General features: G+C 53.0%; 40 protein-coding genes, 1 tRNA gene and 1 pseudogene. 19 read left to right on the top strand and 23 right to left on the bottom strand.

The window, feature by feature from the left end; genetic code table 11:
- Positions 1-138: 138 nt before the first annotated feature.
- From ACLHV8_RS04455 to ACLHV8_RS04365, 19 genes and pseudogenes are all read right to left on the bottom strand, one after another.
- The gene (locus ACLHV8_RS04455; RefSeq protein ID WP_045899734.1) at positions 139-612 is read right to left on the bottom strand and encodes a lysis protein; all 474 of its coding nucleotides are present in this window, start codon (positions 610-612) and stop codon (positions 139-141) included.
- Positions 609-1,052 carry a lysozyme gene (locus tag ACLHV8_RS04450; RefSeq protein ID WP_121528294.1) on the bottom strand — a complete coding sequence of 148 codons (444 nt, stop codon included), beginning with the start codon at positions 1,050-1,052 and terminating at the stop codon, positions 609-611. Before ACLHV8_RS04450 ends, ACLHV8_RS04455 begins: the two co-directional genes overlap by 4 nt.
- A complete protein-coding gene (locus tag ACLHV8_RS04445) occupies positions 1,036-1,377 on the bottom strand; it encodes a phage holin, lambda family (RefSeq protein ID WP_023311421.1) in 342 nt (113 codons plus the stop codon). Before ACLHV8_RS04445 ends, ACLHV8_RS04450 begins: the two co-directional genes overlap by 17 nt.
- A gap of 361 nt (positions 1,378-1,738) precedes the next feature.
- Positions 1,739-2,548, bottom strand: a complete 810-nt coding sequence (locus ACLHV8_RS04440) for an antitermination protein (protein WP_410376770.1) — start codon at positions 2,546-2,548, stop codon at positions 1,739-1,741.
- Complete coding sequence (locus tag ACLHV8_RS04435; RefSeq protein ID WP_410376769.1) at positions 2,548-2,664, bottom strand: hypothetical protein; 117 nt, start codon at positions 2,662-2,664, stop codon at positions 2,548-2,550. The genes ACLHV8_RS04440 and ACLHV8_RS04435 overlap by 1 nt, the downstream gene beginning before the upstream one ends.
- Positions 2,661-3,044 (bottom strand): hypothetical protein, encoded by a 384-nt coding sequence (locus ACLHV8_RS04430; protein WP_063139432.1) that lies wholly within the window; start codon positions 3,042-3,044, stop codon positions 2,661-2,663. The genes ACLHV8_RS04435 and ACLHV8_RS04430 overlap by 4 nt, the downstream gene beginning before the upstream one ends.
- Positions 3,041-3,682: a recombination protein NinG gene (locus tag ACLHV8_RS04425; protein ID WP_410376768.1), complete on the bottom strand. Its 642-nt coding sequence runs from the start codon at positions 3,680-3,682 to the stop codon at positions 3,041-3,043. Before ACLHV8_RS04425 ends, ACLHV8_RS04430 begins: the two co-directional genes overlap by 4 nt.
- Positions 3,675-3,845 carry a NinE family protein gene (locus tag ACLHV8_RS04420; protein WP_410376767.1) on the bottom strand — a complete coding sequence of 57 codons (171 nt, stop codon included), beginning with the start codon at positions 3,843-3,845 and terminating at the stop codon, positions 3,675-3,677. Before ACLHV8_RS04420 ends, ACLHV8_RS04425 begins: the two co-directional genes overlap by 8 nt.
- Entirely contained in the window at positions 3,842-4,279 is a 438-nt protein-coding gene (locus tag ACLHV8_RS04415; RefSeq protein WP_337276290.1) for a recombination protein NinB, read from the bottom strand. Before ACLHV8_RS04415 ends, ACLHV8_RS04420 begins: the two co-directional genes overlap by 4 nt.
- Before the next feature lie 211 nt (positions 4,280-4,490).
- Positions 4,491-4,745, bottom strand: a complete 255-nt coding sequence (locus tag ACLHV8_RS04410) for a hypothetical protein (RefSeq protein ID WP_063926316.1) — start codon at positions 4,743-4,745, stop codon at positions 4,491-4,493.
- Entirely contained in the window at positions 4,745-5,395 is a 651-nt protein-coding gene (locus tag ACLHV8_RS04405; RefSeq protein WP_410376766.1) for a hypothetical protein, read from the bottom strand. Before ACLHV8_RS04405 ends, ACLHV8_RS04410 begins: the two co-directional genes overlap by 1 nt.
- Positions 5,392-5,793 carry an ead/Ea22-like family protein gene (locus ACLHV8_RS04400; protein WP_410376765.1) on the bottom strand — a complete coding sequence of 134 codons (402 nt, stop codon included), beginning with the start codon at positions 5,791-5,793 and terminating at the stop codon, positions 5,392-5,394. The genes ACLHV8_RS04405 and ACLHV8_RS04400 overlap by 4 nt, the downstream gene beginning before the upstream one ends.
- Positions 5,790-5,987: a hypothetical protein gene (locus ACLHV8_RS04395; protein ID WP_410376764.1), complete on the bottom strand. Its 198-nt coding sequence runs from the start codon at positions 5,985-5,987 to the stop codon at positions 5,790-5,792. Before ACLHV8_RS04395 ends, ACLHV8_RS04400 begins: the two co-directional genes overlap by 4 nt.
- 56 nt (positions 5,988-6,043) lie before the next feature.
- Positions 6,044-6,283: pseudogene (locus tag ACLHV8_RS04390) on the bottom strand (protein ren).
- Entirely contained in the window at positions 6,283-7,695 is a 1,413-nt protein-coding gene (locus tag ACLHV8_RS04385; protein ID WP_410377039.1) for a DnaB-like helicase C-terminal domain-containing protein, read from the bottom strand. Before ACLHV8_RS04385 ends, ACLHV8_RS04390 begins: the two are co-directional and overlap by 1 nt.
- A gap of 11 nt (positions 7,696-7,706) precedes the next feature.
- A complete protein-coding gene (locus tag ACLHV8_RS04380) occupies positions 7,707-8,525 on the bottom strand; it encodes a replication protein (RefSeq protein ID WP_063448421.1) in 819 nt (272 codons plus the stop codon).
- The gene (locus tag ACLHV8_RS04375) at positions 8,518-8,664 is read right to left on the bottom strand and encodes a hypothetical protein (RefSeq protein WP_165569684.1); all 147 of its coding nucleotides are present in this window, start codon (positions 8,662-8,664) and stop codon (positions 8,518-8,520) included. The genes ACLHV8_RS04380 and ACLHV8_RS04375 overlap by 8 nt, the downstream gene beginning before the upstream one ends.
- 80 nt (positions 8,665-8,744) lie before the next feature.
- Positions 8,745-8,966 (bottom strand): CII family transcriptional regulator, encoded by a 222-nt coding sequence (locus ACLHV8_RS04370; RefSeq protein WP_054626097.1) that lies wholly within the window; start codon positions 8,964-8,966, stop codon positions 8,745-8,747.
- 40 nt (positions 8,967-9,006) lie between these two features.
- On the bottom strand, positions 9,007-9,225 hold the full coding sequence (locus ACLHV8_RS04365) for a helix-turn-helix domain-containing protein (protein WP_047721617.1): 219 nt from the start codon (positions 9,223-9,225) through the stop codon (positions 9,007-9,009).
- Between the two features lie 102 nt (positions 9,226-9,327).
- Between ACLHV8_RS04365 and ACLHV8_RS04360 the strand changes: the two genes are divergently transcribed.
- From ACLHV8_RS04360 to ACLHV8_RS04275, 18 genes are all read left to right on the top strand, one after another.
- A complete protein-coding gene (locus tag ACLHV8_RS04360; RefSeq protein WP_047721615.1) occupies positions 9,328-10,023 on the top strand; it encodes an XRE family transcriptional regulator in 696 nt (231 codons plus the stop codon).
- A gap of 22 nt (positions 10,024-10,045) precedes the next feature.
- A complete protein-coding gene (locus tag ACLHV8_RS04355; protein ID WP_063448422.1) occupies positions 10,046-10,480 on the top strand; it encodes a hypothetical protein in 435 nt (144 codons plus the stop codon).
- A 697-nt stretch (positions 10,481-11,177) separates the two neighbouring features.
- Complete coding sequence (locus ACLHV8_RS04350) at positions 11,178-11,501, top strand: hypothetical protein (protein WP_410376763.1); 324 nt, start codon at positions 11,178-11,180, stop codon at positions 11,499-11,501.
- A 4-nt stretch (positions 11,502-11,505) separates the two neighbouring features.
- Positions 11,506-11,700 (top strand): hypothetical protein, encoded by a 195-nt coding sequence (locus tag ACLHV8_RS04345; RefSeq protein WP_032655957.1) that lies wholly within the window; start codon positions 11,506-11,508, stop codon positions 11,698-11,700.
- A gap of 155 nt (positions 11,701-11,855) precedes the next feature.
- Positions 11,856-12,095: a hypothetical protein gene (locus tag ACLHV8_RS04340; protein ID WP_047723660.1), complete on the top strand. Its 240-nt coding sequence runs from the start codon at positions 11,856-11,858 to the stop codon at positions 12,093-12,095.
- Positions 12,092-12,250, top strand: coding sequence for a hypothetical protein (locus tag ACLHV8_RS04335; protein ID WP_181388849.1), 159 nt, complete (start codon positions 12,092-12,094; stop codon positions 12,248-12,250). Before ACLHV8_RS04340 ends, ACLHV8_RS04335 begins: the two co-directional genes overlap by 4 nt.
- A complete protein-coding gene (locus ACLHV8_RS04330) occupies positions 12,247-12,753 on the top strand; it encodes an HNH endonuclease (RefSeq protein ID WP_023277200.1) in 507 nt (168 codons plus the stop codon). Before ACLHV8_RS04335 ends, ACLHV8_RS04330 begins: the two co-directional genes overlap by 4 nt.
- Positions 12,731-12,964: a hypothetical protein gene (locus ACLHV8_RS04325; protein WP_023300417.1), complete on the top strand. Its 234-nt coding sequence runs from the start codon at positions 12,731-12,733 to the stop codon at positions 12,962-12,964. Before ACLHV8_RS04330 ends, ACLHV8_RS04325 begins: the two co-directional genes overlap by 23 nt.
- A 69-nt stretch (positions 12,965-13,033) precedes the next feature.
- Positions 13,034-13,429, top strand: coding sequence for a hypothetical protein (locus ACLHV8_RS04320; RefSeq protein WP_214597111.1), 396 nt, complete (start codon positions 13,034-13,036; stop codon positions 13,427-13,429).
- Complete coding sequence (locus ACLHV8_RS04315) at positions 13,423-13,578, top strand: hypothetical protein (RefSeq protein ID WP_214597110.1); 156 nt, start codon at positions 13,423-13,425, stop codon at positions 13,576-13,578. The genes ACLHV8_RS04320 and ACLHV8_RS04315 overlap by 7 nt, the downstream gene beginning before the upstream one ends.
- A complete protein-coding gene (gene exoX, locus ACLHV8_RS04310) occupies positions 13,562-14,218 on the top strand; it encodes an exodeoxyribonuclease X (protein ID WP_032628892.1) in 657 nt (218 codons plus the stop codon). The genes ACLHV8_RS04315 and exoX overlap by 17 nt, the downstream gene beginning before the upstream one ends.
- 3 nt (positions 14,219-14,221) lie before the next feature.
- Positions 14,222-14,887 (top strand): ATP-binding protein, encoded by a 666-nt coding sequence (locus ACLHV8_RS04305; protein WP_410376762.1) that lies wholly within the window; start codon positions 14,222-14,224, stop codon positions 14,885-14,887.
- A gap of 11 nt (positions 14,888-14,898) precedes the next feature.
- A complete protein-coding gene (locus tag ACLHV8_RS04300) occupies positions 14,899-15,609 on the top strand; it encodes a hypothetical protein (protein WP_410392112.1) in 711 nt (236 codons plus the stop codon).
- A gap of 11 nt (positions 15,610-15,620) precedes the next feature.
- Positions 15,621-15,773: a DUF1317 family protein gene (locus ACLHV8_RS04295; RefSeq protein ID WP_128348905.1), complete on the top strand. Its 153-nt coding sequence runs from the start codon at positions 15,621-15,623 to the stop codon at positions 15,771-15,773.
- Complete coding sequence (locus ACLHV8_RS04290; protein WP_410376760.1) at positions 15,770-17,962, top strand: Dam family site-specific DNA-(adenine-N6)-methyltransferase; 2,193 nt, start codon at positions 15,770-15,772, stop codon at positions 17,960-17,962. The genes ACLHV8_RS04295 and ACLHV8_RS04290 overlap by 4 nt, the downstream gene beginning before the upstream one ends.
- Before the next feature lie 2 nt (positions 17,963-17,964).
- Positions 17,965-18,204, top strand: coding sequence for a DUF4060 family protein (locus ACLHV8_RS04285; RefSeq protein ID WP_410377038.1), 240 nt, complete (start codon positions 17,965-17,967; stop codon positions 18,202-18,204).
- A 41-nt stretch (positions 18,205-18,245) separates the two neighbouring features.
- Complete coding sequence (locus ACLHV8_RS04280) at positions 18,246-18,593, top strand: helix-turn-helix domain-containing protein (RefSeq protein WP_410376759.1); 348 nt, start codon at positions 18,246-18,248, stop codon at positions 18,591-18,593.
- A complete protein-coding gene (locus tag ACLHV8_RS04275) occupies positions 18,476-19,633 on the top strand; it encodes a site-specific integrase (RefSeq protein WP_410377037.1) in 1,158 nt (385 codons plus the stop codon). Before ACLHV8_RS04280 ends, ACLHV8_RS04275 begins: the two co-directional genes overlap by 118 nt.
- Positions 19,634-19,647: 14 nt before the next feature.
- Here ACLHV8_RS04275 and ACLHV8_RS04270 read toward each other — a convergent pair.
- The 3 genes from ACLHV8_RS04270 to proB form a co-directional block, all read right to left on the bottom strand.
- Positions 19,648-19,723, bottom strand: a tRNA-Thr gene (locus ACLHV8_RS04270).
- Positions 19,724-19,834: 111 nt separating this feature from the next.
- On the bottom strand, positions 19,835-21,088 hold the full coding sequence (proA, locus tag ACLHV8_RS04265; RefSeq protein ID WP_049007196.1) for a glutamate-5-semialdehyde dehydrogenase: 1,254 nt from the start codon (positions 21,086-21,088) through the stop codon (positions 19,835-19,837).
- Positions 21,089-21,099: 11 nt separating this feature from the next.
- Positions 21,100-22,203: a glutamate 5-kinase gene (proB, locus tag ACLHV8_RS04260; protein WP_028017715.1), complete on the bottom strand. Its 1,104-nt coding sequence runs from the start codon at positions 22,201-22,203 to the stop codon at positions 21,100-21,102.
- A 304-nt stretch (positions 22,204-22,507) separates the two neighbouring features.
- Here proB and phoE point away from each other — a divergent pair, with 304 nt between their 5' ends.
- Positions 22,508-23,560, top strand: a complete 1,053-nt coding sequence (gene phoE / locus ACLHV8_RS04255; protein ID WP_028017716.1) for a phosphoporin PhoE — start codon at positions 22,508-22,510, stop codon at positions 23,558-23,560.
- 95 nt (positions 23,561-23,655) lie between these two features.
- Here the strand turns inward: phoE and crl are convergent, their stop codons facing one another.
- On the bottom strand, positions 23,656-24,057 hold the full coding sequence (gene crl, locus ACLHV8_RS04250; protein WP_114977848.1) for a sigma factor-binding protein Crl: 402 nt from the start codon (positions 24,055-24,057) through the stop codon (positions 23,656-23,658).
- Between the last annotated feature and the right edge of the window lie 25 nt (positions 24,058-24,082).

Genomic DNA, 24,082 nt, shown 5'->3' with positions numbered 1-24,082 from the left:
CGCCAGCACTAACTGACTTCCTCAAAGGCTCATTTCAAAGGGTATGGTTCGACGTGGGTTGAATGCGCTGCGGTGCGCGGTGAAATTCGGGCATAAAAAAGCCCGACCGAAGTCAGGCTCTGTTATTTGGGTGACGAATCACTTAAGACACTGCTCTTTGATGTAGTCCTGCATGCCGCGAATCATTTTGTCAGCGGTTGCGATTCCGTCCCGGTGATCGAAATAATTCCGTCGAGCGTCTGGAGTAAGTTCGGGGGCTCCTGCATCATCCACGCCGGGGGCGGAGGTGGCTTTTGACACTCCAGGGCAGGTTGCGGCGATGCGCAGCCGTTTAGCGCCAGAATCGACATCCCGACGCAAATCGTTAATGGTTTTTTTCGCATCGGACAGTTCCTTCGTGTATTTGGCATCCAGTGCAGCAACATCGCTCTGGCGGGTCTGCATGTCTTTGATGGTGGCGTTTGCCAGGCTGAGTTTACGAGTCGCCTTATCGCGCTGGTCTTTGTAGGTGATGGCATTGTCGCGGTAGTGGTTCACGAGGAGCGCCAGCACGCCGATTAACACCAGCACCAGCAGCTGTAACCAGTAACGCTTAACCAGCGCGCCAATCATGACAGGAACAGAGCCCGCTCTGCCTCCCGGCGACGGGTCAGCCCGTTCAGGACTTTGCCTCCAGCTTTATTCCAGCGCAGGAACTCATCGGATGCACCAGCGTAATCACCGGCGTTGAGTTTTCGCAGAAGGGTCGATGTCGACAGTGACCGGGCGCCGAGGTTGTAAGTGAACGACACCAGAGCATCGAATTGCCCCTGAGTCAGGTCAACTTTGACCAGGCGGGACACGTCGTTTTCATAGCTGACCAGCCCGGTCTTCAGCAGGCGTTCTGCAGTTTCCTGCTTAATCGTCATCCCGGCTCGGATCGGTTTGCCGTCGACAGGCTTGGTCCAGCCATAGCCGATCGTCCACACTCCGACGCTGTCCTGGTACGCGGTGAGTTTGCAGCCTTCGAATTGCTTGATCAGGGCAATGCCTTTATCACTGATTTGCATCACCGCCTCCAAAGCGAGAATTAAACACCCGGGAAGCCATAACCTTAACCTGCTCTACGCCAACAAACCCTAGCGCGCCGCCGATAGCTATCGACAGAGACTGTGGAAGGTTAAAGTAATCAAGAGCTGACACAGCAGTAAGGGTCAGAGCCCCACAGATTGCCCCCTCAAGGAGCATTTTCTTCCAGCCGCCACCGCCGTAAGCGATTCGCAATGCGGCCATGGCAACCGATAGCAAGACGGCACCCATCGGCGTTTCGCCACGCCACCAGCTGTGGAGTAGTTCGATAAACTCCGTCCAGGAGTGGGGATCGTTATGCATTTTCATAGTCTCTAACCTCCGGCTTAAAAGCGGGGGCTGTGTGTTTAAAAGGGGTCAGGCCCTCGGGACGATTTAACAAGAAGGCATGTCGAGGATGGTTCCCGGAGCCTGAAAATAAAAAAGCCCGCGACAGGCGGGCAATATGGGGGTAAGGCAATGCCGGCTCTATGGCCGAAGGGTCCCAGGCAGTGGGTTCTGTGTGCGGCGTACCGCAAATAAAAAAGCCCAAGGCGTTAACCTCGGGCTTGAATTTTTTTGCTTCGGAACGACTGAACGGATTCCCAGCGTTAGAGATGAATCTATCCAGTTTTTCCGCGAAATGCAATACCCTTTTCCTATATATTTTCAATATTAGGGAAAAATATTTTCATCTCGTTACTTTTGAGAGAATGGAATCAGCCATAGACTCCTGCCTGTGGCATTCGGCGACGAGATCCTCAAAGAGCGGCTGAAGTTGGTCATAGGCCGCCGTTTTCTTTATCTCCGCAACAGTATTAATTCCCTCTATCACCGTTGAGAACTTCAGTCTGGCGTAACCTCTTCCACCGCAGCGGTCACAGGCTTTCATCACCGGAACGCCCTGGCGTTCGCTTTCTGCTTTGTCCAGCACCTTGCCTTTGCCATGGCAGCGACACGAATTGCTGATAACGCCTTTTCCGTTACACGGCTTGCATTTAACTCGCACCACCTCACGCGCCTGTGTCCAGCTCTCCCAGTCGCTTGGGCGAACGGCACGCGACATTTTCGACCAGTAAGGCGGTTTCCCCCATGGGTATGAGACCTTGTTGGTAAACACTTGCGCCTCTGTAAATCCGCCACCATCACAGCAATCACATTTTCGAGTGCTGGCAGCACTTCTTGAATAATCCTGGTATGCAAAAGCGCAGAGAACCTTAAGCACGCCTGACCGAGCTGATTCATCGAGTTCAGACAGTGCTCTGAATTTACCTGATAACTTACGTGCCTGCTCATAGAGTCTCTCCAGTGCTATATCTGGGCTGCTAATGCCGATTTTCGAGAGGTAAAGATCGAAACCAAACCCGCACTTGTGACCAGCAAGGCCAAGCGCCGCCATAACGTCAGTGCCGGTGAGACTGTCTGATGCGGTTGCGCGAGGAGAGTCACTGAACATCGGTGATTTAGGCGCAAAGTATTTAGCGATTGATTCGAGGTTCATTATGCGGCTTCCTTCTGTGGCTGGTTGGTTTTGTTCTGGCTGTGCTTTGCTACTGGCGGCATGCTGGCGCGCTTAACGCTTTCTACCTGGTATCGGATAATCTGGTCACGCGTCATTCGTCCACCCTCTCGTTCTGCCACAGAGGAAGTGGAGACTTATCACCGGCGCGGCGAATGCGGGACTTGGCGTTCTTCTCAATCTGAATGAGCTTCTCGATGTTCTGGCGACGCTGTTTTTCCTCGCGGCGAAGATACTTAACGTTTTCCCAGTAGCGAGACTCCTGGTCGCAGAGCGTCATCAGGTAGTCGAATGGATCGATTAGCGTTTCGCATTTCCGGCAGCGTAGCGTTCGCTCTTTTCCGTTTATCGATACAGCCGAGTGCAGACACATGACCTTTTGGCCTTCTCGCTGAATGACCAGCCCATCCTGCATGTCTTTATTCTTTGACGGGAAAGCGACAACCTTGCCCAGTTCAATTTCGGTTTCTGTGCTCATGCGGCCTCCTGCTGTTTCAGTGCTTTGAGCTTGGCGCGGTACTCATCGCGGATCCGGATGAAGTCTTCCCGGCGGTAGTTGGTCATTTCGTGGGGGCCGTTGAGCCAGTCGACGTATTCCTGCCCGTAACGAGCGACCAGGCCCGCTTCGTAGCGCTGCGCGACAGTGGCCTCCTTGGCGGTGTACTTGCCAGCTCCGGCATTACAGGATTTGCACTGCTTATGGGCGTTGCGTTCTTCAAAGCGCAGTTCAGGGTAAGCACCTACTGTCTTGAAATGGCCGCAATCCCACTGTCCGCCGTGTAGATCGGGTGGATTGAGCTCTCCGCAGCTGATGCATGGCAAATCGGCGTCTCGCGCACGGATAAAGGCGTTGAAAGCTTTCTGAGCCTGAGCCTTGTAGTATCCGTCAGGCCTGAGTTCTGCCAGCCTTGCCTTTCGGCGCTGACGCCCAGCCTTCTCTTCGGTGCGCTGACGCTGCGCTTCCTTCTGCTTAGCGGCTTCGCGGGCTTTTGCGGTCTGTTCTTTGCCGATCGCGCTGGCGCACTCGAATGAGCAAACTACCTGCCCGTCGCGGACCGGGTGGAACCACTGGCGACAAGCTTTATGGTCGCACTTGCGGCGCGGTAACTTAGCCATGCGACCTCCGTGCCGCGAGACGCAGCCATTTCTGATCCACCAGACTGGCGGTGTAGTCTTTCAGGGTCGGGATGTCGGACGGCTTAACCGCGGGCTTACGCTGGCGGCGCGCCGGGACGCGGAAGATTTCGTTTGTGATGACGCGTGCGAGAGGGTTATTCATGCAAGCCTCCCAAAGTAATCGCCACGATAACGGACATCGCGAAGTTGGATGTTCTGGCTGACGGCGAAAGCCTGGGTGTACTCAATCAGGCTGTTCATCCGTTTGATCCCCATCGATGAGGTGCTTTCGCGAATTGCCACCAATTCGCCCTCAAGCCCGGCGATAACCTTCCCCTGCCCGCCAGTGGCAATGGAGTGACCGGAAACCAGAATTGACTTCCATGACGGAAGCGACCACGCAGAGCCAGCCCACTGAATGCGATGCTTTGCCAGGTCGCCGCAAAGCGCGTGGAACAGTGAATTCTGAGGAAGGGTGCGCTTAGGGTCGGCAAAACTCACAACAAGGGGGAACTCTGCGTTTACAGGCTGCTTGTTGATGTAGTCGATGAGGTTGCGGCGAACCTGCTCGTCGCGGAGGTAGAATTTGATACTCATACGCCACCTCCGAGAGGTAACGCAGAATGCAGGAAATCGCAGGTGCATTTCTGCATCTGTGACAAGGTGAGGAGTTCAGATTGTGGTCGCATTTAAGTCCCCTTAAATGCGCAGAAGTCACCGGAGTTGTTCAGGCTCCGATGACTTAATTATGGCTGGGTGATAATGAATAATCAAACGTTGCTTGACGTTTAGTTATGCGTCGAATGGGTCAGGCATTATGCGATACCACTGATGGCGAACTTAGTGGGCAGGCGACACCGATAGGATGCTTACCATTGCAGATAAAGCACCGCATCTCACTAAGCACCTGAGGATGGGTAGTGATCGTCTGCGTAGGATTACCCTCGCTCAATGCATCCCGGAACGCGACCGCTACAACCTTCCCGCCCAAAGCTTCCATATGGGCATGTACTGGCGGCTCCTTGCCGTCTTCGAACTCAATGACGAAAGTAAACTTGCCCATCACTTCACCTCCTGCTGCGGCGCTGCTGGTGCGGCGGCGAGCATTTTCGAGTAGCAATGCACTGTATTCAGCCAGAACCCAACCACCGATTGTCCAGCACGCAACATATCTTTTGTTGGGTCAATCGGAACAAGTTTCCAACCATCCGGAATAACCGGAGAGTTGAGAGCATCACGCTCTGCAAATATTTTCTCATCGTCGATTGCTATGCCAGAGTTGCGAATTGCTGCCACCCCTTCGCGTAACGTGCAAGGCTGGCTTACAGGCTCGGCACCCTGAAGCATGGCGGCGCGGCAGGCGTTCCAGCCAGCAGCTTTTCCGTGTTCAAACGCGCTGTCAAAGTCATCATCCATTTCCATCTCATCAGGCACAGATACCGGCGCTGGCGGGGCGGTGTAAAACTTCGTGCCAAGCGGCAACCGCTTCATCTTGCTCGCTCCCTTAATAATTCGGTGAGTTGATGCTCCACCGAGGTCTACCGTGCCGTCCATAACCAGTCCATCACGCTGCTCGGAAACCTCACCCACAGGCACCGCTTCGAGCGATGCCAGCGCGATACGCGCCAGCTCTGCAATTTCTTCGCCGAGAATAGCCCCGACATTTTCACGTCTGGATAATTCCGTCAGTCTCTCTTTGGTAATTGTGCTCATGATGCCTCTCCTTTACCGGCTGCGGCGGCCGTTAGTTTGGTATTCACGTCGCCTTCAAAAATAGGCAGCACACCAATGGCTGCAGCCCAGTTTTTAGCTAACTCAGGATCAGATGTCTCGTCGGTGTAATCTGAAGCCCGCCAACCAATAAGCCGCTTCTGCCCCTGGACGTCAGAATTTCTCTTCTCTGATGCTCGCTCTAACGTATTAAGAAGCATTCGTATTTCATGCTGCTGAGTGGCTATGGTTGAGTCCTTGGCATCCAGCTCATCCAGCAGCGCCAGCACGGTTTCTGGAGTTGAGCAGCGCAGATAGTGGAACCATTCATCCTGGGTATGGTTATCTGTGCTGGCCTTCTCCGCCGCTTCCCGTAATGCCTGTTTGTCGATGTTGCTCATTGGGCGGCCTCCTGCATAGCTGGGTCTGCTGGTAAAGTCATGTGCGGCACTTCAATCAGTTCTGCTCGAGCATCAGCCGTGTTCAGCGCCATCAATGCGATGATCCGCTTCTGCTCAGCATCCATTCGTAACGCTACTGTCTTGCCGTCCAAATTGAAGAACACCGCTACGTTTTTGATATCTTCGATTTTCATACCCCTACCCTCCCCCAAACCATCAATACCCTTCTCATCGCCGCGCTGTTACGGCATTACTGAAATATTCCGTTGGTGCAACTGCGCGCGGTGCCGTCCTGCTCTTACGGCGTCGCCAGGCGATAAGTCACCGTTCGCCAGACCTTGCTTACCCGGACAATCTTGCGGGCCCGCTCCAGATCGATAGCGTTCTTCGTGATGCAGTTGATGGTCATGCCGCACTCTGTGGCCACATCCTTCGCGGTAAAGGTCCTGTGCGTTTCGAGATAACGCAGAATTGCCTGTTTGCCTTTCATCAGAATCCACCTCGCTGTGCAGGCTTCGCTTCTTTCTCGCGACGGCGCTGACTAGCAGCTTCCTGGTCGCAGTCATAAATCGCGCCGTGGCGCTGTTGGCAGTACACAACACCAGTTTCGCCATGACGGTTCAGGCGCAGAAGAAGCTCTGTTTCGCTCTGGTTTGCTGTTTCGTCGTAGGCGCCTTCCCGGTAGATGGCCAGCCAGTAATCGCAGTCTTGTTCGATCTGCCCGGTATCGCGGGAGTCGCTCGGGAGCGGGCGCTTGTTGGTGCGCTTTTCCAGATCTCGGTTAAGCTGGGTCAGCAGCACGACAACGCAGTCCAGCTCCTTGGCCAGCATCTTCAGGCCTTTGGTGATCAGCCCATACGCCAGGTCGTTACGCTCAGCCTTATCGGCGGTCATCAGTGTCAGGTAGTCGACCAGCACCATGCCAACCTTGCCTCGCTCGCGCTTAATACGGCGTGCCTCAGCCACGATGTGTGCCAGCCCAATGCCGGGAGTGTCGTCAATCATCAGGTTGTTGGTGTCAATCAGTGCGCTCATCACTCCGGTCGCTTTCTGGATGTCCCCATCCCAGTCGCCGAGGTAACCGAAATCTTCTTTGGTCATGTCCGGGTAGAACAGGTTTGGCGTAAGGCGGCTCTGCTGGGCTGTGATCTTCTCGACCATCTGCCCTTCAGGCATTTCCAGCGAAAACATCAATGCTGGCTCGTTCTCCACGGTGGCGCAGTTAACGGCCATCTGCGTGTACAGCGTGGTTTTCCCCATCTTCGGGCGCGCACCGATAACAAACAGACTGCCCCGCACGATGCGCTTTACGCCCAGCAAATCGTCAAGTGACGGAAGCCCGGAGGACAGGCCCCGGCTTCGGCCGTTCGGCTTGCAGCGCTCGTCGAATTCTTCAGTCCAGTCCGATACCGCGTCATGGAATGAGCGGAGCCCGGTCTTTCTGCCGGTTCGCGCGTAATCGCTGATCTCGGTGAACAGACTCTGGATAGCTTCGAACTTCTCGGCGGTAGTCATTCCGTTGCGCGCATACAGCAGTTCGGTTGCCTTAGTGGTCATGTCGATGCCGTAGCGCTCCATGGCCTTCTCGCGAACCACTATGGCGTAGTGAACGATGTTCGCTGCGCTCGGCGTGTTCTTCGACAGCTCAGCCATGTAGGCAAAACCGCCAGCCATCTCTTCAAGGCCTTTAGCCTCCAGCGACTCAATCAGGGTTATCAGGTCTACCGGTCGCTGTTTTGCCACCAGCTCACGCATCTCTGCAAAGATCACCTGGTGGGCTCGGAGGTAAAACGATTCGGGCTTCAGCATGGCAAGGGCTTTCTGGCAACGTTCGCTGCCGGTATCCAACATGATGCCACCCAGCACGCTCTGCTCTGCTTCGAGGTTATGAGGTACGGTCAGGAATTCATTGCTCACAGTGAACCCTCCCGCGTTTTAACCAGTGTTTCTGAACGCAGCAGGTAGTCAAAGCTGGCACGCCAGCCGGTGTCGTTGTCACCAAAATAAAACGGCTTTGCAGTACGGGAGAACGCTGAAAAATAGTTCTCAATTGCTTCTACCGTTGGTTCTTTCAGCTCAGACAACAGACGCTTGATATTACGGCGACGTTTGTCATTAAGGGCCTCTGCCTGCGGCAATCTGTCTCCCAAGGTTGAGTTGTATGCTGACATCACAGCTTGATAGTCGATTGCTGGTTTTTTCTGTGAAACCGGTTTTTCTTCCTGCCCGCCACATTCCCCCTTGGGGGATTTAGGGGGATCTTTTCTTTCTTTCTTTTGAATAGTTTCTTTTGTGTTTAGCTGAGTTGGCTTATGGGTATTAGCTGAGTTGGCTAATGTTTCATTAGCTGTTTCGGCTAATGTTTTGCCATGTTGGCTAATGCTGAAATTCCAGTCAGAAATCACCTTATTCACCCCGATCGCCAGACCATTGGTAACGATGATGTTCATTGCAATCATCTCGTTCTTGGCCTTGCAGACATGCGTGTGGTGAATGCCGGTCATCGCCGAAATCTGGGTATTGGTAATGCGGTCAAACTTTTTCCCGAACCCGTAGGTTTTGCGGATCACCGCCAGAACGACCTTCAGCTGGCGAGCCGTTAAATCAGCAGCCATAACCGCTTCCAGCAGCTCGTTAGCGATGCGGGTATACCCATCATCGATATCTGCCACCTGACGCTCCACGACCGATACAGACGGTCTGAAAGGTATTACTTTTGCGAGGTTATCCACGACCACTCTCCTTGCGTTTCAGTTCTTCCAGGATGGCGCGCATCTTTTCGGCCACTTCCGGGTTAACGGAACGGACAAAGCGGTCACGGGTAATGTTTTTATGTACAGCGGTATGGAAATAGCGTGGTTTTTTTGCCATTATTCCTCCTGCAACTACTGTCGTTTTTGCACCAGAAAGCCGTTGGTGTTCCAGCACCGCGGCTTTTCCCCTTTCTGCGTTCATGCTTCAAAATCTCCCTTCACTCCATCCCTGCTAGAAATCAGGATGGCGAGCAGCAGCGACATGTTCGGAACCAGGTTCTCCCGCCACCGGCTTACGGTTGATTTGTTCACGCCAGCTACTTCGGCGATCCTGGTGGTCCCAAGATCTGCGATTTGCCGCTGTACCCAGCTCTCAATTCGTCGCGCCTCCGCTTTGTTGCGTGTTGTTAAGGTCTCCATTTGCGATACTTCCTCTGAATTAATTGGTTATGGCCGCCGGTCAGGCGGCTGTTGAATTTGATTGCTCACCGAAAAGTAACCAGCGCGGTTCGCACTGCAGCGCGGTCGCCAGTTCGATCAATTTTCTTGGGCGCTTTGTAAGACCTGACTCAACCTGCTGGATGGTTTGCTGTTTTGTGCCAACCAGTTCGGCCAGGCTTGCTTGAGTAAGGTTTAACTCGTTACGACGTTTTTTTACGCGTTCTGAAAGAGATTCCATGATTCCTCCTTTACAAGGTTATTTGTATTTTATTGTCAAACAAACTTGTTTGTCAAATACCTTGTTTCTTGTAAGCATTGGAATGCTATCTATGAGGTGAATATGACTATTGCGGAGAGAGTTAAGTTAAGAAGAGCTGAGTTATCACTTACTCAGGCTGAGTTGGCGGTTTTGGCAAAAACGTCTCAACAGGCCATTCAGCAACTTGAGGACGGAAAGACAAAGCGACCGCGATATCTTCCAGAGCTGGCATCAGCCTTAAAGTGCTCTGTTAAGTGGCTTCTTACTGGTGAGCACGACAAAAACGATGAGCTTCCTCCAGAAGCCGAATGGGGCACAATTGATGCCTGGGATAAAAACACTCCATTGCCTGTCGACGAGGTCGAAGTGCCGTTTCTTAAGGATATTGAATTCGCATGCGGTAACGGCCGAATTCAGAGCGAGGATCACAACGGTTTTAAGTTAAGATTTTCAAAGGCAACGCTCAGGCGTGTCGGGGCAAATAGTGATGGCTCTGGAGTTCTTTGCTTCCCAGCGTCTGGTGACAGCATGGAACCTGTCATCCCTGATGGAACTACCGTAGCGGTAGACACAAACAATAAAAGAATTGTGGACGGGAAATTATATGCGATTGCTCAACCTGGAGCTGGAGAAGAAAAACTAAAACGCATAAAGCAACTTTACCGAAAGCCGGGCGGAATACTGATAATACGCAGCTTTAACCGTGAGGATGAAGAAGCTATGGAGCAAGATGTTGAAATCATAGGCCGAGTCTTCTGGTACTCAGTTTTGCTATAGCCAACCAAGGAAAGCGGCGCTCATGGATATCCTATCTTTTCTTTTAGGTTTACTTGCTGCACTAGCGATTATCGGTATTGCATTTTATTGGCTGAAAAAAATACACACAAAAAGAAAACTGAAGCAATATCGATCAAATGGTCTTGATTCCTCATTAAAGGATGCCAAGACGCTGCTGAATGCTGCTGATCATCTGAACGCCATTGATAACAATGCTATCGGGGCGATTTGGAGGGCCAGACAATGCTCTGAACACGCCAGCAAAAATGGTGAAGTTTATGCCATCAAAGGCTCTTGGGCATTAAAGAAAAAAATGATGAAAGTAGGTCCGAACGGCTATCTAAACGACAACCCTCTCCCGCGTTCCTGCGGATGCTACTTAACCTACATTTACAACCTGCGAAGCCTTCCAGACAATATGCTCACGGCGAACGCCAATAAAATCCTCAAAAAATAACCGCCCCTTATTAAGAAAGCCTGCTATGCGGGCTTTTTTTTCGTCTTTTACAAAATATGACGCCCCCACTCACATTTACAACAAACTAAATTACAAGCAAAAACATCTACATACCCAATAAAGACAAGAAAATACAAATTTATGTGTTTACAAGATTGATTGTATTCTTGTATCTTTACCCCATCGAAACGAAACATCGACAGCTGAGCGAAGTTAGCCAGCGGCGGACAGCAAGTCGCCTGCTTTTTAACAACATGCAGATTTACAGCGTCAATGACCTGTTAAGACCCCTACACGTAAACGTGCTGTATCACCGGGTGCGATCCGGTCGGTGAGAGAGTATCCCCGCGCGAGAGCGATAACGGCGTGAGAACGGGCAACACTGGCAAGGAGTTGGCGCTGATTCAACTTAGAGGAGTGATTCCAATGAAGCACTAAAGCGGACAGACCGCACTTTCAAGCCGCAGTAATGATGCGGCCCCGAGTCTCAGTGAGAGAGCCAGACGCAGGTCCGAACTGCGACATACCGCTGGTCAGGGTTAAACGAGGAAAAGGGTATGCCGGTAAAGCAGCGCGAACGCCAGCCGCGCACCGGTTATGAGCGGCGATGAGCGACAAGGACTCAAGGGCATGAGCGCGGCCACTGCGAGAGTGTGGCGAAGTACCACAGGAGTGTTTTGGGGTGTGGCAAGCAAGAATGGGTAAACGTGAAGAAGCCCTGACTTGTGCGGCTGGTTACCGCCCACACCACCAAAGCATTTCTATTCATCAACCCACGCAACAAAGGAGATTCTATGCGACGGCAAAGCTATATCGTTCACAAATAATCGGTACCACAAATGATTTCGGAAACCCCGACAATGTCGGGGTTTTTGGTGAGTGCTTTGGGCTGGCAGACGGTTATCAGCTTGTTGGTGAGGTAATGGCTCACCAAGGTGACGACGGCCTTCCCTGCTGCTTGAAAGTGGGGAGCCAGCACCAAAGCATTTCTCCTGCATCAGCGGGTAACGACAGAGGGTAAGACGATGAAAAGCAGTTTATTAACAAGTGAGATTGAAAAAGATAAGGCTAATGAGATTAGCGAAATCATCTTCCAGGCATTGCAGGAAATCGATCCAGCAGAGTTTAAAGATGAGGACTCAGGTGGCCCAGAGCGGGCATCAGGCCTTGCCGATCAAATTTCAGAACGCCTTGTACTCAAGGGCGCATCTATCAACTAACCCGCTCCGGCGGGTTTTTTCATACCTCACCGTTCTCGATGAGTGCGGTTAGTTATGACAATCGGCGGCCATCCACCGCCCATTGAAACACTGAATAAATGCGTTGAAGTCTTGTATTAACCGTTCCGTTCGCCGCGATAAGGCCAAGAGGATTTATGAGCAACAAAACTGGAGGGCGCGCTTTCCCGTGTGATTCTATCGTGGAGCGCGACGAAGTTGGTCACTTACATGGTTTTGAAGTCAGCTCAGGCGGCATGACGCTGCGCGATTACTTCGCGGCTAAGGCTATGCAGGGTCGACTAGCTAATCCTGACTGGTTGTGTAGCGATGACCGCACGGCAACCGAAGCATACCAGATAGCTGACGCAATGCTCCGCGCCCGGGAGGAATCATGACAGTCACCCACAACGGCAAGCAGTACACCGCCAAAAAGCTCAACGATAACGAGTGGCAGCTGACGTCGGTATCGAACCCGCGTGAAAAGATGACGCTTAACCGCTGGCAGATGCATATGGCTGGCCTCCTGGTACAGGTTGAGGTGAAGGTATGATGCGAAAGCACAAGTTGCCAAGTGCTGAAGAGATAGATTCCTTGCTGGATTACAACCCTGAAACCGGAGTATTTACGTGGAAAGTGACGAAATCAGGATGGGTTGTAAAGGGGCGGCCTGCTGGTTCAAAAAACAATAATGGCTATCTCCGAGTTGGTATTGGAAGAAGGCACTACTTCCTTTCTCGAATCGCATTTTTCTTATGCACCGGGGAATCACCTGAAGAAGTAGACCATATCAATGGTGACAGAACAGATAACAGGGCGTGCAACTTAAGAGCCGCAAGCCGTCATGAAAACTGCCTCAATAAGTCGGTAAGAAGCGACAGCAGGACTGGTGTAAAGGGCGTCTCATGGCGACCGGATGTTAAAAAATGGTCTGCACGATCAACTGATTCATCGGGGAAGAGAGTGTTTTTAGGTTACTACCGCACCATCAGAGATGCGGTGGCTGTCCTTAATGATTTTCGGAGAGAACAGCATGGTGAGTTTGCAAAAAATTAGCAGCAACTTGCACTACGGCACCACCCCGCTCATTCGCCAGTGTGTAACGCCCGGCATGATGGCAATGCATGAGGGGCGCACCTATCGCGTCTCAGCAGTCATTCAGGAGCGCAAATGGGTGTACCTGCACACCGATGCAGAAATCATCCGCCTCAGTGACTGCGTGATTGACGTCCTTCTGGACGGTCACGGCAACCCTATCCAGCACTAACTACCCTATTCAACCGATCGGCCTGGCATTGCGCGGGCGGCCTTCGCACGCACTTTTTAAGGAGTCTTTATGCAACCTTACGAGCGATTAACCTCTGAACGTCTGGCAAGTTTGCCAGAAGGATCCCGACTAAAACTCGGCGGGCAAATTATCAAACTTACCGGGCGCGGGTCATTTACCAACAGCGCCGGGCGCACCGAGAACATGATCGAGTATGTCGATTCTAGTGGTGTGCCCGGCAGTTTTGCGGAAAGCATCATTCTCGACTCGGCTACCGAGTACCTCAGCTCTGTAATGTGTGCTTACTGCGGCGCGCAGCGCCATAAGAGCGATTGCACTGTTCAGACGGTATCGACCTACATGTCGACGTCACAAAAGCATTTCTGCACCGACAAAGGCTGCGCTGAGAAGTTCTTCCGCCAGAACCCTTCCCGCACCAAGACATCACGGAGAACGCGATGGTAACTCAGCAGACCGGATTGCTGATGGTTGCCATGCTCTGCCTGCTGTATGACCTGCAGCCGGCAGACCTCGAATCACTGGCCCACCAGCTCGCAGAATTTGACGCAGTTAACGACCACCTTACGGAGATTAAGCATGTTACGAGTTATTGATACCGAAACTACCAGCCTGGAAGGCAGTGTGCTGGAGATTGCCAGCGTTGATATTGTCGACGGTGTTATCTGCAATCCCATGAGCGACTTTGTGAAGCCCACTGAAGCGATCAGCTTCGAGGCTATGGCTATCCACCATATCACTGAAGATATGGTCGCTGACGCCCCGCTGATTGGCGAGGTTATCGGTCGTTACCTTGGCGCTCAGGCTTACGTCGCGCACAACGCAAAGTTCGATAAATCGAAGTTGCCACAAATCGACGCACCATGGATTTGCACCGCTAAGCTGGCCCGCGCCCTTCTCCCCGATCACCCAAGCCACAGTAACCAGTACCTGCGTTACAGCCTGGGCCTGAAACCTGAACTGCCAGAAGGTCTTTATGCGCACCGCGCGCTGTATGACTGCTACGTCACTGCTGAATTGCTTCTGTACATGGGCCGCCTGGCGAAATGGACGTTTGGCGAAATGCGCGCCATTTCAAACAGCCCGTCACTGATTAAGGCTATCCGGTTCGGCAAGCACAAGGGCCTGACATTCGAAGAGATCGCGAAGGTCGACCCTGGCTATCTCCGCTGGTTGTCCAGCAACAGCGACGACGAAGACATTCTCTTCACCATCAAACACTGGCTTAAGGGGTGATTTATGGCGGTGATGACTCTCATCCTTGCCGACTCCGGGTATGGCAAGACGTACAGCATCCGCAACGTTAACCCGGAAAATGCCATTCTCGCTCGTTGTATTCGTAAGGCCCTCCCGTTTCGCAATACCGGCTGGAAACTCCACGGTAAACGTCTGCCGGATAACTCCATCCAGCGCGGGAACGTGGTTGATATCCGCAATGGCCGGCATCTTCTTGACGTGATCCGTAAAGCTGCGATGAGTGGCCGAAAGATTCTGATTATTGATGATTTTCAGGCCGTCATGCAGCACGAGAACATGGACCGGGCCCACGAGACTGGCTACACCAAGTTTACCGAAATGGCGGAACACGCCTGGCGCATCATCGAAGCTGCCACACAGCTTCCTGACGACTTCCGCGTCTATTTTCTCGCTCACACCGAAGAGAGCGAAGGAAAAATCAGGATGAAGACCGTCGGCAAGATGCTTAACGAAAAGCTCACTCCTGAAGGCTACTTCCCTATCGTTCTGCGCATCATCAAGCGCGACGGCAAACACCTTTTCCTGTTGAAGGGCGACGACAACGACACCGTGAAATGTCCTCCTGACCTGTTCGGGCCAGAAGTGACTGACATGGATAACGACCTGGCGGCGTTCGACAACGCAATTTCTGAATTCACTGACTTATAAGAGAGATAACGATGAACCAACCAATCAGCTTTACCTGGAATCAGCAGTCGGCAGAAGCAGCACTCAAAGCAGGATCCTCCGCTGGCATTTCTGAAACCGGCGCATACGAAGGGGTGATCACCTCCGCTGTGTATGAGTTCGGCAAGGACGGATCACAGTCGCAGGCACTTGTTCTTTCGCTTGACGCTGACGGCCAGAAAGCAAACTTCCTGCGTATCAATTTCCTCGGTCGCGACGGCAGCCAGACATTCGGTATGGGCCTGATTGCCGCCATTATGTGGGTTGCTCAGGTTAAAAATGCTCAGGCACAACAGCGCCAGGGGCAAAATGGCCCTGAATGGTTCCTCCCGGCACTGGAAGGTAAGCGTGTCGGCTTGTTCCTGCAAAAAATCCTCACCACCAAGACAGATGGCAGTGACAGCTACAAATTCGAAGTCCGGCATGTTTTCCAGCCGGGAAGTCGTCTGACCTATAAAGAGTTCACCGACAAAACGCCAGCAGAAGCGATCGCCACACTCGAACGCACCATGAAAGACAAAGACGACCGTAAACCTCACGACTCTTCTCGCGGGGGCTGGGGTGCACCATCACATAGCGGTGGTGGATGGGGTGGTAATCAGCAGGATCCGAATGCGGTACCTGAATCGCGCCTGCAGCAGGCCAACCGTCAGGTATCGCAGAGCAATCAACATCCTCAGTTCGACGATGATATCCCCTTCTGAAAGGCATCGCTATGACTCACGCTCACGACGACATCAGGGTTAGCACACTGTGCCTTCCCTTCATTGGTAACGGCTGGCTAATGCCATGGGGTGAAGTGGTCAGCAATCCATTAAAGGCGCAGCGGCTCGCTGAGGAATATCGGGAAAGGCAGGAGGCGGCATGAAATACGGAAGCGTGTGCAGCGGTATCGAAGCCGCCAGTAAAGCGTGGGAACCTCTCGGCTGGAAACCTGCCTGGTTCTCTGAAATCGAACTATTCCCTTCCGCAGTCCTCGCCCATCACTGGCCGGAAGTAACCAACCTCGGCGACATGACCAAAATCGCGGACGCGGTGCGCGCTGGTGATGTCGAAGCGCCTGATGTTCTGGTCGGCGGTACGCCTTGCCAGGCATTCAGCATCGCCGGATTACGTGAAGGCCTGTCTGATGACCGCGGCCAGTTAACTCTTTCTTACGTGGAATTAGCCAATGCAATCGACGCAAAGCGCCGCGAACGCGGTGAACCAGAAGCAATTATCGTCTGGGAAAACGTCCCCGGCGTGCTCAGTAGCAAAGACAATGCCTTCGGGTGCTTTCTGGCAGGACTTGCCGGAGAAAGCAGTGAGTTGCAGCCAGCAGGGGGAAAATGGACGCACGCAGGTTGTGTGTCTGGACCACAAAGGATTATCGCCTGGCGCGTCCTTGATGCTCAATTTTTCGGAGTGGCCCAACGACGCCGCCGTGTGTTCGTTGTCGCAAGTGCTCGAAAAGGATTCGATCCCGCAGCGGTACTTTTTGAGCTCGACAGCGTGCGCCGGGATTCTGCGCCGCGCCGAGAAACGCAAAAGGCTGTTGCCGCCCTTACTGCACGAGGCGTTGGAACGTGTGGCGCAGATGACAATCAGGCACAAGCTGGACACCTGATTGCTTTTGGCGGTGGCAATACTGCCGGTCATATTGATGTGGCGACCGCCTGCACCGCGCATGGAATGAGGCTGGATTTTGATACTGAGACTTTCGCAGTGCACGGCACGCAGGATCCAGATACCAATTGCGAACTGGCGCACACACTTGGCCGCAACAACGGACAAGAAAACGCCTGCATCGCATTTAGCTACAAAGATAATGGTGCTGATGCGACATCGGATCTATCGCCAACGATTCGCGCAGGAAACCACGATAAAAGCCATGCTAACAGCGGACAGCCTCCAGCTATTGCGTATGCATTCAAGGCCGGACAGGGTGCTAAAGCCGGTGGAATTGGTTACGCGGAAGAGCAATCACCGACATTAACCAGCGCCAGCAGCGGAACCAATCTTGCACCAGCGGTAATGCATGGCGTGGCAGTTCGACGACTTACGCCGATTGAGTGCGAGCGCCTTCAGGGCTTTCCTGATAATCACACTCTGATCGGCTGGCGCGGGAAGGATGCTGATGAATGCCCGGACGGGCCACGCTATAAAGCCATCGGCAATAGCATGGCAGTGCCGGTAATGCGCTGGATCGGTGAGCGTATCGCCGCTGCGCTTCCAGTCGAAGCGCCTGCACCGCGCAACTGGCAGCGTCCGTTCCTTAAATGGGCTGGCGGCAAATATTCGCTGCTGCCGGAACTGGATCGCCTGATCCCCGCAGGAAAGCGACTCATTGAGCCTTTTGTGGGTGGCGGATCGGTGTTCCTTAACTCAGACAAGCACGAACGCTTCCTTCTGGCTGACGTCAACGCTGACCTGATTAACCTGTATCAGATGCTGGCGGTGGTCCCCGATTCAGTGATCTATGAGGCAATGAAGGCATTCAGGCATCTGAATGATGCCGAAAACTACACGGTAATTCGTGAAGCATTCAACGCGCAGCGGCTGGATGCGGTTGAGCGCGCAGCAGCATTCCTTTACCTCAACCGGCACTGCTTCAACGGCCTGATCCGTTACAACCTGGACGGTTTTTTTAACGTCGGCTTTGGGAAATATAAAGCGCCATATTTCCCGGAAGAAGAGATCAAGGCATTTAAGCGGAAGGCTCATGCATGCGTATTCATGAATGCAGGCTTCAGGCGCACGCTCGCGCTGGCAGGTGCTGGTGACGTCGTTTACTGCGATCCGCCTTATGAACCGCTGCCCGGCACCGCTGGTTTCACTAACTACGCGGCTGGTGGGTTCTCATGGGATAGCCAGGTGGAGCTTGCGGAAAGCTGTGTGGCAGCCCACCAGCGGGGGGCAAAAGTGGTAATCAGTAATTCTACCGCTCCGCGCGTAATTGAACTTTACGAACAGCACGGCTTCACGCTGCACCGCGTCAGTGCTCGCCGGGCTATATCCAGCAAAGGCAGCACCCGCGAAACAGCGAGTGATGTCGTAGCCACTTTGGGAGTGCAGTGATGATGAAGCTGATTAATCGCAGTAAGCAATCACCTATTGGTCGCCGCGCTTGCGATGTTGCGCTGGCGGCGCATCACGCAAAATATGGCGATTACGGCAGGCAGAAGCACCAGACAAATTACACCGTTGAGGTGGATGGCATGAAGGTCACCGTCGAAGTCGTCAACCGGGCCACCAGCTATGTCGCCACAGCAATGATCGGCGTTCGTAAACTTCGAAGCCTGCCAGCACAGGCACACTGATTAACAATGACGGCCCCGGCTGGGGCCACTGGAGAACATCGATGGACGAAGAAGTATTTACCAGAGATGAGGCCGCCGCCTTCCTTAAAGTGGATAAAGGCACGATTGCCCAGTGGATAAAGTCCGGTCGCCTGGCTGCTACCCGAAAAAATCCACATAAGAAAAAAAGCCCATATCTGATCTGCAAAACAGACTGTATTGCGGCAGTGAAGAACCCGATCCACAATCAACCCGTGAATGCGGTTGATGTGCAGGAGGATAAAGCATGTCAATCAAACAACGTGCCGGTACGTGGCACTGCGACTTCGTTACGCCTGGTGGAAGTCGAATTAGACTGTCTCTTGGGACAACGGACAAAAGGCAAGCGCAGGAGCTCTATGATCAGCTGAAAGCTGAAGCATGGCGAGTTGATAAGATGGGGGAGTTTAAGCCGCGAACGTTTGATGAAGCGTGCGTTCGCTGGCTTAACGAAAAGCAGCACAAGAAAAGCCTGGACGATGACAAAAGCCGGATCGGATTCTGGAGGATGCACTTCAAAGGAATGGACCTGTCAGCAATCACGGAAGACAGGATCTTGTCGGCGGTGAGTTCGATGGTTAATCGCAAACATCGAATGAACTGGGAGGCTAAGCGGGACAGCCTGCTGCGAAGAGGTAAGCCGGTTCCTGAATTTAAGGATAAACCAGCGTCGCTGGCGACGAAGGCAACGCACCTTGCTTTCATCCGGGCGCTGTTACGATGCGCGGCCAACGAATGGCGATGGATAGCCAAAGCGCCGAACATCAAATGCCCGGTGCCGAAAAATAAGCGTATTCGCTGGCTAACCAAAGAGGAAGCGGCGAACCTGATCCGGGAGCTGCCCGAGCATATGAAACCAGTTGTTATTTTTGCACTGGCGACGGGGCTGCGCAGGTCGAACATCACAGATCTGGAGTGGTCGCAAATTGATATGCAGAGGAAGGTCGCATGGATTCATCCCGAGGACGCGAAAGCAGGAAGGGCGATTGGGGTCGCCCTGAACGAATCGGCCTGTAAGGTGCTGCGGGAGCAGCTGGGGAAACATAACCGGTGGGTCTTTGTTCACACTGAATCATCCGTTCGCCCGGATGGAACGAGAACAAAGGCAGTGCGCAAAATGCGGTCTGATGCTAACACGGCATGGCGCGCAGCGTTAAGGCGGGCGGGAATAGAAAATTTCCGCTTCCATGACCTGCGGCACACCTGGGCGAGCTGGCTTGTTCAGTCCGGCGTACCACTCAGTGCGCTACAGGAAATGGGCGGTTGGGAAAGTATCGAGATGGTACAGCGTTATGCACATCTGGCACCGAATCACCTGACGCAGCATGCCATGCAAATCGACTCATTCCTGGCGGGGAATGGCACAAATATGGCACAAGGCGCTTTTGCTGAACTGGTGAATATCGCGTGAACCCGCGTGGTTAGTGGTGCCGATAATAGGAGTCGAACCTACGACCTTCGCATTACGAATGCGCTGCTCTACCAACTGAGCTATATCGGCCCTGAGAGGCCGGTTACGAATGTAACCACGGGGCAAAAGGTTAGATCTATCCGGGTGATGCGTCAATGCCCTTTTGAATCAAACGGCTATTTTTGCATCACCCGTGATTATTTACGCACGAATCGTATCGTCACCAAAGCCGATCCACTTGTAAGTGGTCAGTGCTTCAAGGCCCATCGGGCCGCGCGCGTGCAATTTCTGCGTGCTGACAGCCACTTCGGCGCCCAGCCCGAACTGACCGCCATCGGTGAAGCGCGTCGAGGCATTAACATATACCGCAGAGGAATCCACTTCGTTCACGAAGCGATCGGCATTGCGCAGGGTGCGCGTCAGGATCGCGTCAGAGTGCTGCGTACCGTGTTCACGAATGTGCGCAATCGCGTCGTCGAGATCGGCAACAATCTTCACATTCAGATCCAGAGACAGGAATTCATCGTCATACTGCTCAGCTTTTACTGGAACCGCAGTCGCCGGGCCATCCTTCAACAGCGCCAGAGCACTGGCATCAGCGTGCAGCGTCACGCCGCTTTGCGCCATCTGTTTGCTTAGTGCTGGCAGGAAAGTGCTCGCAATGCCCTGATGCACCAGCAGCGTTTCCACGGTGTTACAGGTGCTTGGACGCTGGGTTTTCGCATTGACGATAATCTTCAGCGCCGGCTCAATCTCAGCACTGTCGTCCACGACGATATGGCACACGCCAATACCACCGGTAATTACTGGAATGGTCGACTGCTCGCGGCAGAGCTTGTGCAAGCCCGCACCCCCACGTGGGATCAGCATGTCGATGTATTTATCCATGCGCAGCATTTCGTTCACCAGTGCGCGGTCCGGGCTCTCGATAGCCTGGACGGCACCCGCCGGTAAACCACACTCTTCCAGCGCCTGCTGAATAACGTTTACCGTCGCAGCATTGGTACGCCAGGTCTCTTTTCCGCCGCGCAGAATGGCGGCGTTGCCGGTCTTCAAACACAGGGAGGCGACATCAACGGTGACGTTTGGGCGAGCTTCATAAATCACGCCGATTACGCCAAGCGGCACACGGCGACGCTCAAGACGTAAACCGCTGTCGAGCAGGCCACCGTCAATCACCTGCCCAACCGGGTCGGCGAGATTGCAAACCTGACGGACATCATCAGCGATGCCTTTCAGACGCGCCGGCGTCAGCGCCAGGCGGTCAAGCATGGCCTCGCTCAGACCGTTTACACGTGCCTCAGCCAGATCCTGTTCATTAGCTCGCAAAATCTCAGCGGATTGCGATTCCAGATAATCAGCGATTTTTTCCAGCACGCGATTTTTCTCGCGGCTGGAAAGGAGCGCCAGTTTGTAAGAGGCGGCTTTCGCAGCTGCGCCCATTTGTTCCAGCATGTTCTGGCTCCTTAACGAATAATCATGTCATCACGATGCACAGCAACCGGGCCATACTCATAGCCGAGGATGGCGTCGATCTGCTGCGAGTGGTGACCGGCAATGCGGCGTAAGGCATCGCTGTTATAGCGGCTTACGCCGTGGGCAATATCGCGACCTTCGAGGTTACGGATGCGGATCACTTCACCACGGGAGAAGTTGCCTGTCACGCTTTTAATTCCTTTAGGAAGTAATGAACTCCCTCGTTCCAGAATCGCGGCTGTCGCCCCTTCATCAACGACGAGTTCGCCAGCAGGAGGCGCGCCAAATATCCAGCGTTTACGGTTTTCCAGCGGGGATTCCTGCGCGTGGAAACGGGTGCCGACGGAGAGGCCTTCCATCACGTCGCCAATCACACCTGGGCGGCTGCCCGCCGCAATAATGGTGTCGATACCGGCGCGGCACGCTACATCAGCGGCCTGCAGCTTGGTACCCATGCCGCCGGTTCCCAGGCCAGACACGCTGTCGCCCGCGATGGCGCGAAGCGCATCGTCAATGCCGTGTACATCGGTAATCAGTTCGGCTTCAGGGTTAGAGCGCGGGTCGGCAGTAAACAGACCCTGCTGATCGGTCAGGAGCAGTAATTTATCGGCACCGGCCAGAATCGCGGCCAGCGCTGAGAGGTTGTCGTTATCACCCACTTTGATTTCAGCGGTGGCAACGGCATCGTTTTCGTTAATGACGGGAACAATATTATTGTCCAGCAACGCACGCAGGGTATCGCGGGCGTTCAGGAAACGCTCCCTATCTTCCATATCCGCACGCGTCAGCAGCATCTGCCCGACGTGGATACCGTAGATAGAGAACAGCTGTTCCCAGAGTTGAATCAGTCGGCTTTGTCCCACGGCGGCCAGCAGCTGTTTAGAGGCGATCGTCGCGGGGAGTTCGGGGTAGCCAAGGTGTTCACGCCCGGCGGCAATCGCCCCGGAGGTTACAATCACAATACGATGCCCTGCGGCATGTAACTGAGCGCACTGACGTACAAGCTCAACAATGTGGGCGCGATTTAGGCGGCGCGATCCGCCTGTTAAAACACTGGTACCGAGTTTTACCACCAGCGTCTGGCTGTCACTCATGATTCTCTGCCGTTCAACGATAAGGGAAAGTAATGTCAAACGAACGTTTTAACAGGAGTCAGCCCCGTTGCCAACTGCCATAGCACATCACGAAACACTTTATTGCTCGGGATCAGGAAGCGTAGCGGCAAAGTTTGACAATTTTATTACTGAAATAATAAATCACAGTTTTTTAAAATTATTCTTAGTTTGTCATAAAAGTTTCACTCCAGAACGATAAAACCCTTCCTGTTTTTTCACGGGACTTAAGCATGAGCTTATCGTCCAGCGAATTTTTTAGCGCGTTTATAAGACAGGATCGAAAATGAAAAAGAGCACTCTGGCATTAGTGGTTATGGGCGTCGTGGCTTCTGCATCTGTTCACGCAGCTGAAGTTTATAATAAAGATGGTAATAAACTGGACGTGTACGGCAAAGTTAAAGCCATGCACTACATCAGTGATGATGCCACCAAAGATGGTGACCAGACTTACGTGCGTTTCGGTTTTAAAGGCGAAACGCAGATCAACGATCAGCTGACAGGCTATGGCCGCTGGGAATCTGAATTTGCGGGTAACAAAGCAGAAAGTGATTCCTCACAGAAAACACGTCTGGCCTTCGCCGGTCTGAAACTGAAAAACTTCGGTTCCCTGGATTATGGTCGTAACCTGGGTGCACTGTACGACGTCGAAGCATGGACCGATATGTTCCCTGAGTTCGGCGGTGACTCTTCCGCGCAGACCGACAACTTCATGACCAAGCGTGCCACCGGCCTTGCCACGTACCGTAACACCGACTTCTTCGGTGCGATTGACGGTCTGGATATGACGCTGCAATACCAGGGTAAAAACGAAAACCGTGACGCCAAGAAGCAGAACGGTGACGGCTTTGGTACTTCTCTGACGTATGACTTCGGTGGCAGCGATTTCGCCATCAGCGGCGCCTACACCAACTCTGACCGTACCAATGCTCAGAACCTGCTGACTCGCGGCCAGGGCGACAAAGCAGAAGCGTGGGCAACCGGTCTGAAATATGATGCTAACGATATTTATCTGGCAGCAATGTATTCAGAAACTCGCAATATGACGCCAATTTCTGGTGGTTTTGCGAATAAAGCTCAGAACTTTGAAGTTGTCGCACAATATCAGTTCGACTTTGGTCTGCGTCCGTCCCTGGGTTATGTCCAGTCTAAGGGCAAAGATATCGAGGGTATTGGTGACGAAGATCTGGTGAAATACATTGATGTTGGCGCAACCTATTACTTCAACAAAAATATGTCTGCGTTTGTTGATTATAAAATCAACCAGATTGACGACAAAAATAAACTGGGCGTGAGCAGCGATGACATCGTTGCCCTGGGGATGACTTACCAGTTCTGATTATGAGAAATAAAAAAACCGGCTTGATGCCGGTTTTTTTTGGTCGAGATTAATGCAGTCTGATGCCCTCTCACACAGGAAGAGGGAGAAAACCATCAGGCAGTCAGCTTCACCGCTTCGCTGGAGAAGTCATCCGCTGGCTCGAACTTGAGATCCAAAGTAGCCAGCAGCGCGCTTGCCTTGTCCTGGAACTCTTTCAGGGTATATTCCAGGCGGTCAATGACTTCCTGATCTTTAATGGAGGTGGCCTGCCATTTGCCGTCTTTATTAAACAGGCCAAACTGGTAGCTATATGTAAAGCGTTTTTCCTCTGCTTCCATTTCCATCCACCAGCCCCAGAATTCACGTTTTTCGGGTGCAGGCTTCACGTTGACGCATACAGCCAGACAGTCGAAAAAAAAGCGATTCTCTTCACACTGCTCTTCTCGAATATACGGGCCAAGAGCCATAAATTTCTTAATCAGTCTACTTTTCGGGTGTCCACTCGGTAACGTCATTGCGATCTCCTTTTGTGAAGCCACT

It is taken from the genome of Enterobacter sp. CPE_E863 (assembly GCF_046521465.1).
GTDB classification, from domain to species: domain Bacteria; phylum Pseudomonadota; class Gammaproteobacteria; order Enterobacterales; family Enterobacteriaceae; genus Enterobacter; species Enterobacter adelaidei.
The sequence above is the reverse complement of the archived record's forward strand: the minus strand, read 5'-3'. Positions and strand labels throughout refer to the sequence as shown.